11 protein-coding genes, 1 tRNA gene and 2 pseudogenes are annotated in these 18,952 nt (G+C 36.2%); 11 read left to right on the top strand and 3 right to left on the bottom strand.

The genetic code is table 11. The features are described 5' to 3' along the window. The first annotated feature begins 1,946 nt into the window (after positions 1–1,946). The 4 genes and pseudogenes from rplU to cspE all read left to right on the top strand — a co-directional run bounded on the left by rplU (position 1,947) and on the right by cspE (position 6,539). Positions 1,947–2,261 carry a 50S ribosomal protein L21 gene (gene rplU / locus GFK82_RS03830; RefSeq protein WP_226810900.1) on the top strand — a complete coding sequence of 105 codons (315 nt, stop codon included), beginning with the start codon at positions 1,947–1,949 and terminating at the stop codon, positions 2,259–2,261. A 12-nt stretch (positions 2,262–2,273) separates the two neighbouring features. Continuing rightward, a complete protein-coding gene (rpmA, locus tag GFK82_RS03825) occupies positions 2,274–2,531 on the top strand; it encodes a 50S ribosomal protein L27 (protein ID WP_226810899.1) in 258 nt (85 codons plus the stop codon). Positions 2,532–3,183: 652 nt separating this feature from the next. Further along, a pseudogene (gene cgtA, locus GFK82_RS03820) lies at positions 3,184–4,245 on the top strand (Obg family GTPase CgtA); the annotation flags it as partial. 2,081 nt (positions 4,246–6,326) lie between these two features. Beyond that, entirely contained in the window at positions 6,327–6,539 is a 213-nt protein-coding gene (cspE, locus tag GFK82_RS03815; RefSeq protein WP_226810898.1) for a transcription antiterminator/RNA stability regulator CspE, read from the top strand. A 1,320-nt stretch (positions 6,540–7,859) separates the two neighbouring features. On the opposite strand, the gene GFK82_RS03810 is transcribed toward cspE, so the two are convergent. Then, positions 7,860–7,936 (bottom strand) — tRNA-Asp (locus GFK82_RS03810). 130 nt (positions 7,937–8,066) lie between these two features. After that, the gene (gene dnaQ / locus GFK82_RS03805) at positions 8,067–8,825 is read right to left on the bottom strand and encodes a DNA polymerase III subunit epsilon (protein WP_226810897.1); all 759 of its coding nucleotides are present in this window, start codon (positions 8,823–8,825) and stop codon (positions 8,067–8,069) included. Positions 8,826–8,878: 53 nt separating this feature from the next. Here dnaQ and rnhA point away from each other — a divergent pair, with 53 nt between their 5' ends. Both rnhA and gloB read left to right on the top strand, forming a co-directional pair. After that, positions 8,879–9,334, top strand: a complete 456-nt coding sequence (gene rnhA / locus GFK82_RS03800) for a ribonuclease HI (RefSeq protein ID WP_226810896.1) — start codon at positions 8,879–8,881, stop codon at positions 9,332–9,334. A 688-nt stretch (positions 9,335–10,022) separates the two neighbouring features. Further along, positions 10,023–10,778 (top strand): hydroxyacylglutathione hydrolase, encoded by a 756-nt coding sequence (gene gloB, locus GFK82_RS03795; protein ID WP_226811306.1) that lies wholly within the window; start codon positions 10,023–10,025, stop codon positions 10,776–10,778. A gap of 1,249 nt (positions 10,779–12,027) precedes the next feature. Here gloB and djlA read toward each other — a convergent pair. Then, positions 12,028–12,861, bottom strand: a complete 834-nt coding sequence (gene djlA / locus GFK82_RS03790; protein WP_226810895.1) for a co-chaperone DjlA — start codon at positions 12,859–12,861, stop codon at positions 12,028–12,030. Between the two features lie 187 nt (positions 12,862–13,048). Here djlA and lptD point away from each other — a divergent pair, with 187 nt between their 5' ends. From lptD to apaG, 5 genes and pseudogenes are all read left to right on the top strand, one after another. Continuing rightward, the gene (lptD, locus tag GFK82_RS03785; RefSeq protein ID WP_226810894.1) at positions 13,049–15,394 is read left to right on the top strand and encodes an LPS assembly protein LptD; all 2,346 of its coding nucleotides are present in this window, start codon (positions 13,049–13,051) and stop codon (positions 15,392–15,394) included. 66 nt (positions 15,395–15,460) lie between these two features. After that, complete coding sequence (surA, locus tag GFK82_RS03780) at positions 15,461–16,768, top strand: peptidylprolyl isomerase SurA (protein ID WP_226810893.1); 1,308 nt, start codon at positions 15,461–15,463, stop codon at positions 16,766–16,768. After that, a pseudogene (gene pdxA, locus GFK82_RS03775) lies at positions 16,758–17,749 on the top strand (4-hydroxythreonine-4-phosphate dehydrogenase PdxA). The gene surA and the pseudogene pdxA overlap by 11 nt, the downstream one beginning before the upstream one ends. Beyond that, complete coding sequence (rsmA, locus tag GFK82_RS03770; RefSeq protein WP_226810892.1) at positions 17,742–18,581, top strand: 16S rRNA (adenine(1518)-N(6)/adenine(1519)-N(6))-dimethyltransferase RsmA; 840 nt, start codon at positions 17,742–17,744, stop codon at positions 18,579–18,581. Before pdxA ends, rsmA begins: the two are co-directional and overlap by 8 nt. Further along, the gene (apaG, locus tag GFK82_RS03765; RefSeq protein WP_226810890.1) at positions 18,574–18,951 is read left to right on the top strand and encodes a Co2+/Mg2+ efflux protein ApaG; all 378 of its coding nucleotides are present in this window, start codon (positions 18,574–18,576) and stop codon (positions 18,949–18,951) included. The genes rsmA and apaG overlap by 8 nt, the downstream gene beginning before the upstream one ends. Position 18,952 lies beyond the last annotated feature (1 nt).

Here is an 18,952-nt window from a genome sequence, read left to right as displayed (position 1 = left end):
TTTAGCTTAACCGCGATAGAGAATCACTGCTATAGAAATTGTTTCTGACAATACAGAATTATGTTCTGGAAGGTTAATATGATAACTTATGAAGTTGATTTTGATTAAGCATTTAAAGAGAAAAGATAATTTTTACATTTTTCCTGATATTGATTTATCTTGTTTTGGGTTTTATCGGGTTAATATTGAATTTAAGTCTCGCATAAGACTGTGCGATGTTGATGGATGACTGATTAACTATTGTATTTTTATGAATCTAGTCTCGTTTATTACGATCAAATGATTTTAGATGTTTCTATGGAAACTCGTTGGTTAACTTAGTGCAAATAGCTATTTGAAGATACAGGCCATGCATTTAAAAATATTTTATTAGTTATAGATAAGATTATTATCTTTTCATGAGATATGATTGATTGTCTTATAAAAATGTTTTCTTTATCTTTCAGATTATTCTCTATCGGTTATAAGTGATTGATAAATAATGATTAGGTTGTGTATGTCTTGTTATCGAGGTAGTTGGTATAAAATTGCTATACCATGCAGTAGCAGACACTACTGTTTTGGTGTAAAGCATTTACACGCTCAGGATTTGGTGATTTTTATTTAGATCTCAAATATTCTCTATAAATATTCTATAACACTAAATAAAACTTTATTCTATCATAGATTTTCCTGAGAAATTTGTGGATTATTTTTCGGTCTATGAACAGGTATTAGTAAATTGTAAACTTAATATTAAATTGATGATATGGAATTCCATTATAAAAGACGATCTAAGTCTATCCACCATATCACTTAAATAAGTGATAGATTAAAAGAAGAATTTTAGAGATGTATGGCAATATATTAGCGTGTAATGATATTTCTTCTTGTTAAGAAATTAATGACACGTGGTGATAGTATATCAGACTCAACAATCTAAAGTTACTTGAATGGGCATGGCAAAACAATCGGATATTGCAGTTTCTAAAAACATAACACGGATATATTTCTAGCATTTAGGAAAATAGTATTTTTTACAAAATTTCATCTCTAACTAATAATTTTAAAAAAACACCCTCACCTGAGAAGACTAAAACTCTTATTTCATTGCTATCTAAATTAATATCTTTCAGCATTTTTCGGTGGGAAAGGTTTAAAAATAGCCTAGATAAGGGATTGCTTTATCCCATCATTGGGAAACCTTTAACGATCACACGCAGATATGATTTTACATTGTTTCTTTGTTGGATCATCGTATAGATGATGTGCGCTAAGATGCCTCTCTTTTAGAGAATGTCAGCACTTGTTCTTCGGTGATAATATTAACTATCTGAGCTATAAGTTTTAGCAGAGACAATTGACAAAACACCGTTATATTTTGGACAGCGCAGATATAAATTAAGTTCCCAATCAAGACATGGATTGGTAGATGCCGAATATCTAATTAGCCGCTGTTCACCTTATTATGTGTTTAAGTTATGGACTATATATTATCCAGTAATATGTGGTATATATGAATTTAATGAGCACCATATTACCATATTTCTTAAGAGGAAATTCTTCTATAAACGCGATTCTGGGTTCAATTGGATCTTTATTAAAGATGAATAATGTTAGTAGTGGGGGTAATTTATCAATATAATTGTGGAGTGTTCTGTGTTAATAGTGATACTAACCTATGTCATATTTTATATGTTCAACTCGCTATTATATGAATAATTCATTATATTATAGATGGATAAAAGTGTACCGTTAGTGTCATATTGTGCAGAGATACAATATAGTGGAAAGATTGTTCTTGAGCATCCTTATCAAAAGATGAAATATAAATGGTGAGAAACATTATCTTTTGGTATCTTGCATTTATTTTTATTGAAATTCGCTCGTATAGTATATATTATAACATAAATATATATATGTTTAGTGAGCTCTACCTGATTGAGTTTGCAAAGAGTGGGGTGTTTATGTACGCAGTCTTCCAAACTGGTGGTAAACAACACCGAGTAAGAGAAGGTCAAATTTTGCGGATTGAAAAACTGAATGCTTTAACAGGTCAAGTGGTTGAATTTAAACAGGTTATGTTAATTACTAATGGGGATGAGATTCAGGTAGGCGGTCCTTTTATAAAGGATAGCATGGTTATGGCGGAAGTCGTAGCTCATGGTCGCAGCGATAAAGTTATGATCGTGAAATTTCGTCGTCGTAAGCATTTTCGTAAGCTGCAGGGGCACCGTCAGCCATTTACTGACATTAAAATTACTGCTATTTTCGCTTCATAGGAAAGCAAATATATGGCACATAAAAAAGCTGGTGGGTCCACTCGTAACGGTCGCGATTCGGAAAGTAAACGTTTAGGTGTTAAACGTTTTGGTGGTGAAAGGGTAAATGCTGGAAGCATAATTGTTCGGCAACGTGGAACTCATTTTCATCCCGGAAGTAATGTAGGTTGCGGTAAAGATTATACCCTTTTTGCTTTAAAAACAGGACGAATTCAGTTTGAGGTTAAGGGGTTAAAGAACCGAAAATTTATTAGTATTATTGCTGAATAAGTTTTTTGTTTTATGCATCGTTCAGGGCTACTGGTATTGCATGCTGTAGGATTCCGTTCTTTACACTTATCGTTGGTCATGAAAATCCGCAGGAACATTAGTATTAGGCTCGCTTTTAGAAACCATGATATCTGTACAGAACTGTCTTTTTAGAGAGAAATCCATTCTTAATCATTCATGATAGTTGTTTTATTTTATGTCGTATTTTACATGTCTGTTATTAGTTAGTTTCTGATATTTTAGACAGGTAAATATGATCGCGTAGAAAATGCACCTCTGTATGTTTAGAACCCTGACAGATTAAGTCATTGCCATATACTTTAGGACAAGTAGTCAACCATTTTTATAAATCTATTACTCATTCTGTAATCAGTGTGAAGAAAATCAGTGTGTTTGAGGTTTTAGTAACTGCATCTTTTTAGGGGTACGTATTTTTAATAAAAATTATGACAAGTTAGTAAGAACAGAAGATAATTTTTACCATATCTTAATATCCGTGTTTACTCAAATTATGCTAATTTCTTAGTGCTGTTCTGATTCGTTTCTTGTTCGATCTCATTCAAAACTTTTTATTACAACGGCTTCAGTGGAAAAAGAAGAATGTAGTTATTCTTATGGAATCACCTCGCAAGATCTGTTATAGAGAGCGATCATGAAGTTTATTGACGAAGTTGTTATTCTTGTAGGGGCTGGTGATGGCGGAGATGGTTGCGTTAGCTTCCGGCGAGAAAAATATATTCCCCGTGGTGGCCCTGATGGTGGTGATGGTGGCGATGGCGGTGATGTTTGGCTATTAGCGGATAATAATCTCAACACTCTTCTTCATTACCGTTTTGAAAAAAGTTTTCGCGCTGAACGCGGAGAAAATGGGAGAATTCGTCGTTGTACCGGTAAGCGTGGTAAAGATATTCTAATCAGAGTGCCTGTAGGTACGCGTGTGTTAGACTTAAGCACTCGTGAAGTAATTGGTGATATGACTTGGAACACACAACGGTTAATGGTCGCCAAAGGGGGGAGGCATGGTTTAGGAAATACCCGTTTCAAATCTTCGGTGAATCGAGCACCGAGACAGAAGACCGAGGGGACTAAAGGTGAGACACGTGAGATCCAGTTAGAATTGATGTTATTGGCAAATGTTGGAATGTTAGGCTTGCCTAATGCTGGAAAATCTTTATTTATTCGTGCAATATCAGCCGCTACGCCAAAAGTTGCGGATTATCCATTTACCACATTAACGCCAAGTCTTTGCGTCGTGCGTATGGATAATGAGCAGAGTTTCGTAGTAGCAGATATTCCTGGCTTGATCAAGGGTGCTGCCGAGGGAGCTGGTTTGGGCGTTCGTTTTCTGAAACATTTAAAGCGTTGTCAGATATTATTACACTTAATCGATCTTGCGCCGGCAGATCAATCAGATCCGGAAGAAAACGCTCGTATTATCGTTACTGAGCTAGAACGCTATGATAAAATATTAGCAGAGAAACCACGCTGGTTAGTGTTTAACAAAATGGATCTACTACATGGAGAGTCTAGAGAGCGTGCTGAGTGTATTACTCAAGCTCTAGGCTGGAAAGCACGATATTATTTAATCTCAGCTGCTAACCAGGATGGCATCAAAGCATTATGTTGGGATCTAATGGCATTTATTAATGAATACAATAGAAAAAAACAGGTTAAAGAAAAAGATGAATTGGAAAAAACAGAATTTATTTGGAATGGGGCTTACTGAGTGCATTTTTAGTAGACGGAAGACGGAAGATATAAAAAATATTGGATCATAATAATTAAGATTATGGCAGTTTGCATGAAATATGTTGTTAGTGAATAATCTTTATGTTTTCCTCTTATCCTAATGCCTGGGAATGATCAGGATTCCGCTTATTGTATAAGTAGCGGTGATTGAGGGCGTGTACTGTTTATGTTTTTAATATTTTTAATCTTCAACTCTACCACTATATGTGTCTACTAGGAGGCAGTATCTAGAAAAAATTGCCACCACGGTTCCAATATCGCTAAACAATATAACCAGGTGGTTTCAATCTTTATCTGAGACTTAGAAATATCTTGGCGTATTTTACGATAAAGTTTTAATGATTTTTTATATTCTATATTAGAAGACTATGCCCCATGTATTAAGAATCTCTGGATGTGCATGCGCTCGATTATCTTTCCACATACCTAATCAGTAAAGTAATGAAATAACCCCTTAGATTTTATAAGGGAGGTTTTGGGTCAATATTTTCGATATACTGACAGTGTAGACTATGTATCGATAGGATTAAGAACAATTGAATGCCGAGATGATGACCGTTCTAGCATGGATAAGAAGTAGGAGAAGGATTTTTAGTATTCATACCCGGATTAATCTTAGATTGATACCTCTTTCTTATCTGTTGTTTTCTCAGGAGTTCATTTATATATGAGGGGTATTTTTATATCTATCGTATGCTGGGTTATCTAACTGATTTGATTTGTTTACTAAAATCAGTTAGATTTGTAGAGTATTCACTCCGTTTTTTCTAGTAAATATAACGAACAGATTCTCAGAAAGAGGTCAAAACAATTTCGTGATTCAATGGTGGAGATTAATATATATCTCTAGTCTCCATTTAATCTCAATGAGTGTGAAGTGTCATGGAAGTTGTAGAACGCATATTCATCAGCGAATGCGATATCAATACTGTTAAATCTCCTAAAATTTTAAGTCTTATTTTTAACTGTATCTTGCTTAACCCGTGTAAAAATAGAATAGCGTTGTTTTTAAAACGCATATCTCTTCAATTTTTCTATTGACTGATGCTTTGTTGAATAGAGACCTAGGGATATTTTATATGAATAATGGTTTATGGAGAAAAATAATTTTTATGAGAAGTTATTTTTCTCCATCACAACAATATGGTTATTAGAGTATGAGTGATATTTAATTTTTAATTAAAACACTTATCATGTTAATAAAAACACTTATTACCGAGTGAACCAGAATTTCGCTGGACAAGAAATAAAGTCATTGTATAGTACCGAGGCCGTAGAGTACTTGCCTATATATTTATTATATACAACGTCACTCATCATATGCGAATATTAAAACACTTTTACATAAACACTAAAATTTTATATTAAATTTAAATTAATAGCTTATTACGGGAAATAAAACTAGTTAATTATTAATGTCAATTTATTAAGTTATAATAGAATGGATAATGTAAAAGTCAATTAATTATCTTCTTGTCTTAAGAAAAAATATCATTATACGGGAGTAAGAATTTAATTAATGATATATAAGGCTCGATATTAGATAGTATCTAAACCAATTTTACATTAAAAAACCAAGGGTATGGGTGCAAAAAAATATTTATAAAAATCTTATCATTATAAGACATAAAAATATCACATTATAGGGATATATTTATAGCTCCAGAATTAAGTGTTATTATAAACAACATTAGTTTGAGTATGAAGTAATGGGGTGATGTCAGCTCTAAATTATTCTTAAAATATCCCACCTTCTGCTAGAAAATATAAATAGCATGTTGTTTCATGGTTATTTCTTCTGAATATATTCTTCAGAAGAAGGCTTGTTTTCTTGATTGGAGTATGTAATAATAGTATTATTGGTTTGTGATGCAGAACCTATTTATGTAAGCTTTTTTAGTAAAAGAGCATGTTCAGTAAAAAGCGATAGTCCACCATCACTTCTTCAACGAATTTCCTTCTTACATATCTGCCCATAAGTACATTTTGACAAACAAACCCTATTATCGCCGATGGCGGATTTTATCTTAACAAAGGAAAAGAGCGATGTCTAATAAAGTAACTGGTTTAGTAAAATGGTTTGATGCAGGTAAAGGTTTTGGTTTTATCACTCCAGCTGATGGCAGCAAGGATGTCTTTGTACATTTTTCAGCTATTCAAAGTAATGATTTTAAAACATTAGATGAAGGTCAGCGTGTAGAGTTTACCATTGATCAAGGACAAAAAGGTCCTTCTGCTGCTAACGTGGTTGCCTTATAATTTACGAAAAATACCAACCCCGTGGGGGGTCCAACCCAAGACCCATGGAAATTGCTAGTTAATATGTTCGCAAATGTAGATAAGTTCTCACTTTAATTAAAAGCATAACGTTTAACTTAGTACGGTATTAATCATTTGTGGTTTTAAAAAACATTCTTAATAATCTTCTTATAATTTTGAAAAATATGAGGAATCAAGACAGTAAACGATTCCTCTTTAATCTATATTTTATTTTTATAAGCAAGTTGTTTAAAAATAATCCCAAGCATATAAATTTTAAATTTAAGTACATAAATGTCTATTAGTTTTATAGGAATATTTCATACAACTAATAGCATAATAGAATGCATCATCTATTTAGATGATTAGCTTGATATTGCTGCATGAGTATTTTAATGTGCTGTTTTTACCAAAAAAACTATGAGAGAATGTCATCTGTGGAGTTAAAGTCTTCACTTCATGATTATGCTATGGTTTCAGTACTAGAAGTTAGTCATGTATTATCCTTAATAGCTGTATTGGTTTACTAAAATCTTAGTCTTTTGTTATAAAAAAATCTATTTTTAACGTTTTGCATACTATAGAGAGGAAGATAAAAGTAAAGATTTATCTTTCCTATAGTATTGTGTGGGTTAGATCACACCGCTCACCAGCGAATAAAATATTTTAAATTGGCTAATTTATATTTATAAATAAGCTCATTTTAAAGTTGTTTGCAGTATTTTAAGAGGGTATGTATGTCTTAATTTATCTCCATGTGAATAATTACTTAAACTTAGTTTTTTCTAATCATATCTTTTAGGATGTTTATTGGCAAAAAAGGTTATGTAGGGAAAATTTATTTCATGATCTAGTATGCAAGATCATTTTAGATCTCCTAGAAAGACAATAATGCGGTGAATCTATTTTATCTATAATTAGATAGTATGTGTGAAATTTAAACTTCGTTAAAAACATAAATTAATATAATTATCCATAAAAGCTATGATGTTTTATTCCATGATATTGAATGCCGCTTATCTAATTAGGGATATATTCAATATATATACACGATTCTTGTCCCAGAATTTATTTAAAAAAGAAGAAAACGTTCCTTACAACATGGTATGTTATTGCATAATTTATGGTGTAAAAAAACTGGATTTTTTATATGTAAGGTTAAAACTAAAAACACCTCGGTTAGTGTGAACTTGATAAGTGTATTGTATAGGAGAGATAGTTTACAGATATTAAGTTGAACTTGGGTGCATGGGTTTATTCCTGTTCAATGTATTAACAATAAAATAAGCCCCGCTTTGAGATGGGGGGCTTGAAGAGATTTGGCGGTGCGGACGGGACTCGAACCCGCGACCCCCGGCGTGACAGGCCAGTATTCTAACCGACTGAACTACCGCACCACATTTTACTTTTTAGTAAAGCCAGACAAATAATACGGTTAAAGCTTATTAACGTCAATCTTTTTATGAATTAAATATCATCTTTAGTAAAGATAACATCTTGTTTGTATTTTAACCGTATGAACAACTTTTACTTGATTTTCTTAGGTTTTTTTATGCGCCATAAACAACGTCCACCTTTTTTCTGGATTAAATCTAATTGTTGCTCATGAGCTAAAATTTCATCCGTTTTAGCGAGGATAACTTTCAGAGGTTCCCGTATCTGTTGTATACGCTGTATTTTTGGGGTTTCATCCTCTATTTTCGACCACGGTTCCTCTTTCATTGAAAATTTCATGGTGGTCTGACCACCAGTCATCAGTAAAAAAACATCTGTCAGGATGGAGGCGTCAAGTAAAGCACCATGAAAGGTGCGTTTAGTATTATTTATACTATAGCGATCACAGAGTGCATCGAGACTATTTCGCTTACCCGGGAATATTTTTTGAGCTAGAAGAAGAGTATCCGTCACCTTACAAAATGTATCAATTTTGGCGATACCGCGGTTTAACATCTCGAACTCGTAATTCATAAAACCGATATCAAAGGGGGCGTTATGAATTACGAGTTCACACCCCAAAATAAAATTTAGAAGCTCATCTGCCACTTCGGAAAATGTTGGTTTATCTACTAGAAAAGCGTCGTTAATACCGTGTACATCAAAAGCTTCAGAGTCGATAAGCCGGTCTGGTTTTAGATAAACATGAAAGTGTTTGCCTGTTAGTCGCCGATTGATAATTTCTACCGCGCCGATTTCAATAATCCTATGGCCTTCGTAGTGAATACCTAACTTATTTATTCCAGTAGTTTCAGTATCCAAAACGATCTGTCGTATAATATCAGTGCTCATAATGCTCATTTGTGTCAGACTTGATTTTTTAAGATTGAGAAAGTTTATCAAAGATGCGAAAACAGGTTCAGATTTTTATCGATGGTTCGTGTTTAGGTAATCCTGGACCCGGCGCCTATGGTGCTATAGTCCGTTATCAGAATTGCGAAAAAATATTTAGTGCTGGTTATTATCTCACCACTAATAATCGAATGGAGTTAATGGCCGCTATCATTGCATTGGAAGCGCTGACGGATGTCTGCGAAGTAATCATGAGTACCGATAGCCAATATGTCCAACAAGGGATTACTCAATGGATTCATAATTGGAAGAAGTATGGCTGGAAAACCGCAAATAAGAAACCGTTAAAAAACGTTGATCTATGGAAGCGCCTGGATACGGCAATTCTACCGCATACTCTGCGATGGAATTGGTTGAAGGGGCATGCTGGTCATCCGGAAAATGAACGTTGTGATAAATTAGCTCGAAGCGCTGCATCTCATCCGACGTTAGAGGATATCAGATGTTAACCGAGAATGTTAATAGTCAAAAATTAAGAAGATTGAACGTGATCTGTTCTTCTTTTAAGAATACTACTAATTAGTAGTTAGTTGAATAAGGTGCTGACACGTTGTAAAAGGAAGTTTTATTGTAAGGGGTATTAAGTTAAGAGAAAAGTGCATGTTCGTGCAAAAATAACACTTAGTCAACACGAGTGCTAGGAAGTGACTGCGAATAATTATTCCCGGACGTTCCTATTGGTGTTACGGTAATATCTGTAGATGAGTGTGGTATAAAACTTAAAAAATAATTACTCCAAGTCAATTAAAAGAAGTAGTTGTGTATAATAGCCCTGATATACAGTTGATATTGGCAGAGAATAGGACGATTTTCCAAGCGCTAAGACACTTAGACGGTTAAAGGTTGTGGATAATAACAAACCAACTATTATCACATTTCCTGCAAGTCCTATATGTCTCTGGTAAGAAATCGTATATTTACCAGTATTTATCTCGGCGCTCAGTAAGGCGATTTTGAGAAAATGCAACCCAATACTTTAGGCTAGAACGTTTTGAAATTGAACTTTAGTGCCTGACGATAATAAGGCCAACAGGGAATATCGTCCCATGATAAAGGGACGACAATAGTCTGATTGTTTTTCCCAGTTTTATCTTTGTCCTTCTTCTAAGGACTATCGCTAACATACTAAGGTTAATGATGAATCTTATCAGTATTCCCGCATTATCGGATAATTACATTTGGTTTTTATGTAATGATGATAATCGATGTTTGATCGTGGATCCTGGAGAAGCAAAACCTGTATTAGAGGCGCTCACTGCTCGCCAGCTAAGCCCTGTCGCTATTTTATTAACGCATAATCATCAAGATCATGTAGAAGGTATTCCCGAATTACTAAAACATTTCTTGTTACCTGTCTATGGTCCAGAAGAAACACACTCAAAAGGGGCTACTTGGATCGTTAGTGAAGGCGATAGCTTAACATTACTCAATCACAGCTTCACTGTGATAGCGTTACCAGGTCATACACCTGGACATATTGGATTTTATAGTAAACCTTGGCTGTTTTGTGGTGATACAGTTTTTTCTTCAGGTTGTGGTCGATTTTGCAGGAGCATGTCTAAAAGCATGTATCATTCTGTCCAGAAGATTAACCAGTTTCCTTCTGAAACTCTCATCTGTCCTGCGCATGAGTATACCATAAGTAATTTAGACTTTTCTTCTACCTTATTACCTAACGATAGCGTTATCAGAGGTTACCAACGTGCCATGAAGGCGTTGCGGTTTAAAAATAAACCCAGCGTACCTACCACGCTGTATATGGAGCGTCTAATCAATCCATTTTTACGTTGCCATGATATTAAGTTACAAGATAAATTAAATCATTATCCCTCCGCTGGAGAAGAATGGCGTATTTTTTTAGAAATGCGTCTATTAAAAGATTCTTTTAAATAAGTTAATTATAATCGTGCAGGGTGAAAATTATATGAGATATAGTGGTATGAATTGTTATTCATCCATAAATGACATTGATTTTTCATGAATTGGTAAAGAAAATTTGGAACCTGTAGTGAATGTAATTCAATTTATAATTTTGGTGAGAAATATCTTTTTTTGTAAAAATTCACTCTTGATTATAATGAAAGAAGCATGATTACAGAATATTTATGGGTATTGAATTTAGTTACATATTCATGGAGTAATAGTATAGTTACTCTTATTTCAAGAAGCGTTTTTTCTTGATTATATCCATTTTTTCAATTAGATGTGAATCCAATACAGAGTGAAATATTTTTCTGATGATTCTGGTAAGTCTCTAGATAATGTTTAATATTTTTTGATTCCTGCTGTTCAATAGGCAGGGAAATTCTGGATTTATTGCATATCGCTTTTGTGTATAATTTTCTTTATAGCAAATATGGGTTAATATAGAGAGTATTAAAGATCAGATACTGCATCTTTGTAGTTCAGTAAAAAGAGCTTAAGATTAAAGCGGTTAGGAAAAATAATAGTAGATCTATTGCGATCTAATCCTGACGTGGTTTCTGGACTATATTATTCCTATAATAGGATTGAGCAGACTTAATATTTTCCCTTTTTAAGGGATCATGCTATTTTTTATTAGAAAAGTACTCTAGTAGAGTTAGATAAAATTTTCTCTTGAAGATTTTTTTGATAGTCTTTCGTTCATTCCTGAACTGCATCATCAGGATTAGATAGACACGAAATAAGGGATGCATTATACATATGTGATACAACCTTGAAAGTAAAGGTCTTTTTTTATTTTTATATGGATATAATGTGTCTATTCAGATAGGTTAAATAAAAACTTATGAGGCAAGACTTTTTATAGATATGGCTCATATGATAATCTGGTAGTACAGGCTGAATTTGTGTATTTTTGTGAAATAGCGTGATATATAGCGCGATTTAAATCTATCGCTATCCGCCATTTAATAATATGGAATAGCATTAAAGGAATGATAAAATGCATATGGAAATTACTATGTGTATAGTACTTATGAGATTGATCTCATAGCTATAGATGCAGATCTATAATTGAGGATTGTGACAATGGTTTAATAGAGATAAAATAACCCCCAGAATTTATAGAAGTAATGGTGAATAGAACTTCTTGACAGGAAGTCAAGACATAGCCTGGAGTCGTGTGTTTAAGAGTAAGTCAACGCCTAGTTTCTCTCAGTTATCGAAATCCTTTCGCTCGTTTCAGAAGGTCATAAGCTAGTTGGATAGCTTGTGTTTTTTGTTTAGCTATCTCCATCATTTCTGATGGTAAACCTTTTGCTACCAACTTATCGGGATGGTGCTCGCTCATAAGCTTGCGATAGGCGCGCTTAATGGTTGAGCTATCGTCTTGAAGTCTAACGCCGAGTACATTGCAGGCATCGTCTAGGGTGGGTCTCTCTTCTTCCTGTTGTTGTCCTCGTGGTCGATACTGGCTCTGATGAGAATCACGATTTCCACTAAACTGTGAACCCGCTTCAATGATGCTGAGGAAATGATGAAATTGTTCACGGCTAATGCCAAGTTCTTCAGCAATAACATATAATACCTGGCGCTCCTTAGGATGTAGCAATCCATCCGCAAAAGCAGCCTGAATTTGGATTTCCAAAAACATTCGAATAAGATCAAAGTTATCAAAGCAAACCTGGCGAAACTTTCGTAGCTGGTTGCGCAGTGGAAAATAAGGTTTTTTCCCTTCTCGGAAGGCTTCCTGCGCGGTATTTTGTAGCGAGTTATTTAGCTGCATCCTTGTCATTAACATATGAGCATGTAGAATATCTGCTTCTGTAACCCGTCCCTTAGATTTGCTTAAATGGCCCATCACTTGAAAAGTAGTATAAAAAAAGATATCTTGTCGGGTTTGTTGATCAGAAAAAGAATCGGGCCCCATCCGGTGGGCGCTCCATGTTTTATCTAGTATATATCCTATTAGCAGAGCGAGCACTAGCGCCCAAAACCCGAATCCTGACAAAATCACTAGAAGAACGCCCAAAATTTTACCCCAATAACGCATATACTCCTCAATTCATCTATGCCGTCAGTATAAAATTGTTTTATCATACCTGTCATTTAACGCTATACCTAATAGTGTGCGGTTAAACGTCTGGATTTAACATTATCGAAACACTAATGAGAGTTATATAGTTTCTCAGTGTTTGCCGCTATAGTGGTATTTATATTGAAAGACCTGCAAGATCTTTATGAAAAAACGTTTATCTACGTTACTGGTTTTTCTAATCGGGTGCATTTTCTATAGCGAGCAGTTACGAGCCAATCGAGCAGGTAAATGCGCGGTAGGTACACCAATTGATAGCAAACGCCTGGTCAAGAATGATCTTAAGACGCTACCGGTACATATTCAGGCGGATAAAACTTCGCTACATTATCCAAAATATGCAATTTTTAGTGGTAATGTAGTTGTGAAACATGGGAATAACACACTGAAGGCTGATGAAGTTCAGCTTCAAAAAGAACTAGATAAAAACAAACATTCATTTCGTACTCTCATTGCTACAGGACATGTTGATTATTACAGTGATGAGATTAAATTACAGGGTCCAAAAACTTGGAGTAATCTTGAAACAAAAGATATTGATGTTTATCAAGGGTATTACCAGATGCTTGGTCGGCAAGGCCGTGGTAATGCTGACATTATAAAACAACGTGGCCATAATCGCTACACAGTCTTAGAAAATGGCAGTTTTACCTCCTGTTTACCGGGAGATGACAGCTGGATCGTGATAGGATCAAAGGTGATTCACGATCGTGAAGAGAAGGTAGCCGAGATTTGGAATGCGCGTTTCCAAATTAGAAAAACACCGCTTTTCTATAGTCCATATTTACAAATACCCGTGGGTGGGAAGCGTCGTTCTGGTTTTCTAATTACGCATGCTAAATATGGCAGCAATAACGGCTTTGAGTTTAGTGTACCTTACTATCTCAATTTAGCGATTAACTATGACGCTACGATAACACCGAATTACATGAGTAAACGAGGCATTCAAATACAAAGTGAATTCAGATACCTGAGTCAGGTTGGCGCGGGGCTGGTGGAATTAGATTGGCTTCCTAAAGATAAGATGTATAGCAGCGAGCATAGTAGTAAAAATGATCGGTGGTTGCTTTATTGGCGGCAGAATGGAGTAATGAATCGGGTCTGGAGTTTTAACGTTGACTACACTAAAGTGAGCGATGCAAACTATTTGCGTGATCTCTATTCAACTTATGCCCACAGTACAGACGGATATACTACACAAAAATTTAGTTTTAGTTATCCTCATGATAACTGGGATATTATTTTTTCTTATAAGCACTTTCATGTATTTGATGTTAATAATAGAGATGTTTATAGCGCAGCTCCTCAACTGGATCTCACCTATTATAAAAATACTGCTGGTCCGTTTAATTTTAAAGTATTTGGTCAGGTGGTTAAATTTAGTAACGCTAAAAACCATGCTGCCCCCGAAGCTATCCGATTACATATCGAGCCTACACTGAACTTTTTGATAGCTAATAGCAGTGGGAGTCTGAATGCTGCAGCTGCGATTATGGCAACTCATTATCAACAGGAAAATATCCATTATTATAATAACAATACAAGTACCAGTCACCATTTAACAAGATCGGTTCATCGCATTTTACCACAGTTTAAAATCGATGCTAAGATGCTATTTGAACGCGATATAGATCACTGGATAAACTATACTCAAACACTTGAACCGCGGCTCGGATATCTCTGTAGGCTTTATCGAAATCAGAATGATATCGGAGTTTATGATTCTACCATCTTAGAAACTGATTATTTAGGACTTTTTCGAGATCGTATTTATAGTGGTCTTGACCGTATCTCCTCTGCTAATCGATTGGCTAGTGGTATAACAACCCGAATTTATGACGATAATCATATGGAGAGATTCAACGCTTCCTTGGGTCAAATTTACAACTTCTCACGGTCCCGTACTGGTGATCCCACTAGTGATAGGAATCATTATGGTAAGACTGGCAGCGTAGTATGGGCGGGAGATGGATACTGCCATATCAGCAATGACTGGGGAGTTCGCGGGAGATTTCAATATGATTTTTATCTAAATAGTGTAGAACTAGGCAATCTGATATTGGAATACCAGAGTAAACAAAATCGTATCTTACAACTAAATTACCGTTATGCCAGTTCGAAATATATTAAGCAGATATTTTCTGACATGAATCATCCCGGGTATCAACAGGGAATTTCGCAAGTAGGACTCAGTGCTAGTTTACAGGTGGCTCACCAATGGTCGTTAGTTGGAGTGTATTATTACGATATCAAAGCAAATCATCCGTCAGATCAGCAGATTGCTTTTCAATATAATACCTGCTGTTGGGGTGTGAATGTGGGCTATGAGCGAAAAATTATTGGTTGGAATCAGGTCTACAACCCGTCTATTAGCCAGTATGACAAGAAAATCTCATTTAATATCGAATTGCGTGGTTTGAGCAGTAATCATGGAGCAGATCAAGATAAAATGCTGGGTTCTGGTATTCTACCTCACGGTCTGCTGTTTTAATAGTTCATGTTTGATGTAAACACAAACATTAAATCCATATGCGCGACTGATATATATAGGAACGATATGAAAAAACGAAAGTTTATCCTCGCCTTTATCCTTTGTATATGTACTAAAGGCACCTTCGCTGCGCCGCAGGTTTTGGATAAAGTTCTCGTCGTGGTTAATAAAGATGTTATCTTGGAAAGCGATGTCAAGCACATGCTTACTACGATGAAACTTGCCGCTCAAGATGCCAATCAACCGCTACCAGATAAAGCGATGCTATATCGCAATATTCTAGACCGACTTATTATGAACAATATCGTTCTACAACTGGCTCAGAGTGCTAATAGCACCTCTGCAATCAGCGATAAACAACTAGATCAAACAATAATGGTCAATATAGCTGCTGAGCAGCATATGACTCTTGATCAGCTACGTCGCCGATTATTGCATAACGGTATAGATTATGAGATTTATCGCGATCAAATCCGTCAAGAGATTCTAATTGCCGAGATACGTAACGCTGAAATTCGACACCGTATCACAATTCTTCCGGAAGAGGTAGATTCACTAGTATGGCAGATTGCTGCGGAAAGGGATAACTTTGCTGAATTTAATCTTAGTCATATCTTAATCCATTTTCCCAAAAACCCTACGGAAGATCAGCAGGATCAAGTGGAAGCTGTAGCGATATCTTTAGTAAAAAAAATTAAGAATGGTGCAGATTTTAGCAAGTTAGCAAGAATTTACTCTTCTAGTCCACAGGCGAAGAAGGGTGGCCTAATAGGGTGGCGAAAATTTAACGAGCTAGATTCTCTTTTTAGAGAATCTTTAAAAGGTATGAAGACAGGTGCTATTGTTGGTCCGATTCGTTCTGCTATTGGTTTTCATATTTTAAAAGTTAATAATAAACGCGAGGGTGATCAGAAATTAGCGGATACGGTAGTTCATACACGGCATATTTTTTTACGAACTGCAGTGGGTAGGACTGATCAGCAAGCTCTGAGAAAGCTGAAGGTAGTAGCAGCACAAATTAAGAGCGGCCGTATCACCTTTAATGCCGCTGCTAAACAGTTCTCCGAAGACTTAGGTTCAATGAACTTAGGCGGTGATCTAGGCTGGAACTCTGTTAATGAGTTTGATCCAGCATTAGGAAATGTAGTGACACATTTAAAAAAGGGGGAAATCAGTACTCCAGTTCACTCCTCTTTTGGCTGGCATCTCATTCAGCTGCTTGAGACTAGTCCCGTAGACAAAAGCGAATCTGCTAAGAAAGAGCGCGCCTATGTATTGCTCTTTAACCGTAAGTTTGCTGAAGAGACAGAAGCGTGGATACAAGAGCAACGTACAGCAGCTTATGTAAAAATCATTGATAATCATGTTGAATAATCAACGTGTTATTATCTCCCCCGGAGAACCTGCTTGGATTGGACCTGATTTATCGCCATACTGGCTCAGTATGCTTGGCCCGTCGAACTAGGCATTTGTGCTGATCCCTTGCTGCTGATAGCAAGAGCTAATCAGCTTAATTTACCACTTCGGTTACATTTTTATCATCCAAAGCAATCAGTTACCCTGTGTCCTTCCGGAGAACTGACGGTGTTGACGGTTAATGTCCTAGAGCTAGTTGTGTCAGGCTATCTCAACGCTGCTAATAGTAATTATGTTATGGCGACTCTAGCTCGTTCCTGTGACGCCTGTTGCACTAATGAGTTCGAAGCGTTACTTACTGGTTTAGTACATAAAGGTATTATTAATGAAATTGGTCTATCATTTAGCGGCCATACCGAATATTTTTCACATCGCAGTGATCGAAATCAGGTTGTTATGATGTTAGTCCGTAAGTCGTTGCGAGTTACGCTAGCGACCACTCATTTACCTTTGAAGTCAGTTTCAAAGGTAATGACTTGTGATTCTCTAAATCAAGTATTCATGATACTAGTCCAAGAACTTCAGCAGGAATTTGGCATTGTTCAGCCGTGTATTTATGTCTGCGGTCTTCATCCTCATGCCGGTGAAGGTAGTTATATAGGCTGGGAAGAAATCGAGGTAATGATACCAACCCTAAATGCGCTACGAACTAAATGATATAATCTTGTTGGTCCATTGCCTGAAGATACGATATTTCAGCAGAAATATCTGCGAAAAGCAGATGCGATACTGGCGATGTATCATGATCAGGGGTTACCAGTAATGAAGTTTCAGGGGTTAAGTCGAGCGGGTAATATTGCAGTTGGACTACCTTTTATTCGTACTTCTGTTGAGCATGGTACTGCTCTTGAGTTAGCCGGATCAGGACAAGCGGAGGCTCCGAGTATTAAAATGGCACTGAATCTCGTTATAAAAATGATTAAACATTGTCATGAATAAGTGTATTCATAAGTCACGGATATTGCGCAAGCGTTTCGGACAGGTTTTTTTACATGACCGATATATTATCAATGCTATTGTTTCTGCCATACAACCTCTTTCTGGTCAAGTGATCGTGGAAATCGGTCCCGGCCTAGGTGCACTGACTGAGGTGGTCGCTAAGTATGTCGACGTTATGACTGTGATCGAGCTCGATCGTGATTTAGCTCGCCTATTGGCTAACCATCGTTTTTTACATTCTACGCTTAATGTCATACAGCAGGATGCCATGACTGTTGATTTTGCTGCTCTATCTATTGAATTAGGTCAGTCATTACGATTATTTGGTAACTTGCCCTACAATATTTCCACCTCTCTTATGTTTTATCTTTTCAGATATACTCATGTAATTCGCGATATGCACTTTATGCTGCAAAAAGAGGTAGTTAACCGGCTGATAGCCAGTCCGAATGCTAAGACTTACGGTCGTTTAAGCGTGATGGCCCAGTATTATTGTCAGATTATTCCGATTCTCGAAGTGTCGTCTACCGCATTTCGACCAGTCCCAAAAGTGAATTCAGCTGTTGTGCGGCTACTCCCTTATACTCGCCTACCTTTTAGGGTTCGTGATGTAAGCAAACTGGCTACTGTGACTCATTTAGCGTTTAGTCAGCGACGAAAGACGTTACGTAATAGTCTAGGTAATTATTTTAGCGAGAAAGAGTTGGCGGAGCAGGGAATTGATGCAACGCTGAGAGCGGAAAACTTGAGCGTTGAATATTACTGTCGGTTAGCAAATGTGCTAGCGGAGCGCGCTATTTTAGAAGAAGAATCGGAGTGTTTTCATGATTAACCCCCCCCATGTTTGTATTCAAGTTCAGAGTATGTATATCGAGACACAGTCTCAGCCGGAAAAGGAACGTTATGTATATGCCTATACAATTAGATTGCGTAATATAGGACGGTATATCGTCCAGTTAATAGGACGTTATTGGTTGATTACTAATGCTAATGGTCAAGCAAGTGAGGTACAAGGGGAGGGAGTAGTCGGTGAAAAGCCTCATATTCTTCCTGGGGGTGAGTTTCAATATACCAGTGGTGCAGTGTTAGAAACCCCGATCGGTACAATGCAGGGACATTACAATATGGTGGATGATCAGGGACACGCATTTCAGGTTGAAATTCCTGTGTTTCGATTAGCGATTCCTTCTCTTATAAACTAAT

Source organism: Candidatus Steffania adelgidicola (assembly GCF_020541225.1).
Classification (GTDB): domain Bacteria; phylum Pseudomonadota; class Gammaproteobacteria; order Enterobacterales; family Enterobacteriaceae; genus Steffania; species Steffania adelgidicola.
The sequence above is the reverse complement of the archived record's forward strand: the minus strand, read 5'-3'. Positions and strand labels throughout refer to the sequence as shown.

Excerpts from the sequence above, each read along its gene's own strand:
- rplU (WP_226810900.1), top strand. The coding sequence starts at position 1,947 with ATGTACGCAGTCTTCCAAACTGGTGGTAAACAACACCGAGTAAGAGAA.
- rpmA (WP_226810899.1), top strand. The coding sequence starts at position 2,274 with ATGGCACATAAAAAAGCTGGTGGGTCCACTCGTAACGGTCGCGATTCG.
- cspE (WP_226810898.1), top strand. The coding sequence starts at position 6,327 with ATGTCTAATAAAGTAACTGGTTTAGTAAAATGGTTTGATGCAGGTAAA.
- dnaQ (WP_226810897.1), bottom strand. The coding sequence starts at position 8,825 with ATGAGCACTGATATTATACGACAGATCGTTTTGGATACTGAAACTACT.
- rnhA (WP_226810896.1), top strand. The coding sequence starts at position 8,879 with ATGCGAAAACAGGTTCAGATTTTTATCGATGGTTCGTGTTTAGGTAAT.
- gloB (WP_226811306.1), top strand. The coding sequence starts at position 10,023 with ATGAATCTTATCAGTATTCCCGCATTATCGGATAATTACATTTGGTTT.
- djlA (WP_226810895.1), bottom strand. The coding sequence starts at position 12,861 with ATGCGTTATTGGGGTAAAATTTTGGGCGTTCTTCTAGTGATTTTGTCA.
- lptD (WP_226810894.1), top strand. The coding sequence starts at position 13,049 with ATGAAAAAACGTTTATCTACGTTACTGGTTTTTCTAATCGGGTGCATT.
- surA (WP_226810893.1), top strand. The coding sequence starts at position 15,461 with ATGAAAAAACGAAAGTTTATCCTCGCCTTTATCCTTTGTATATGTACT.
- rsmA (WP_226810892.1), top strand. The coding sequence starts at position 17,742 with ATGAATAAGTGTATTCATAAGTCACGGATATTGCGCAAGCGTTTCGGA.
- apaG (WP_226810890.1), top strand. The coding sequence starts at position 18,574 with ATGATTAACCCCCCCCATGTTTGTATTCAAGTTCAGAGTATGTATATC.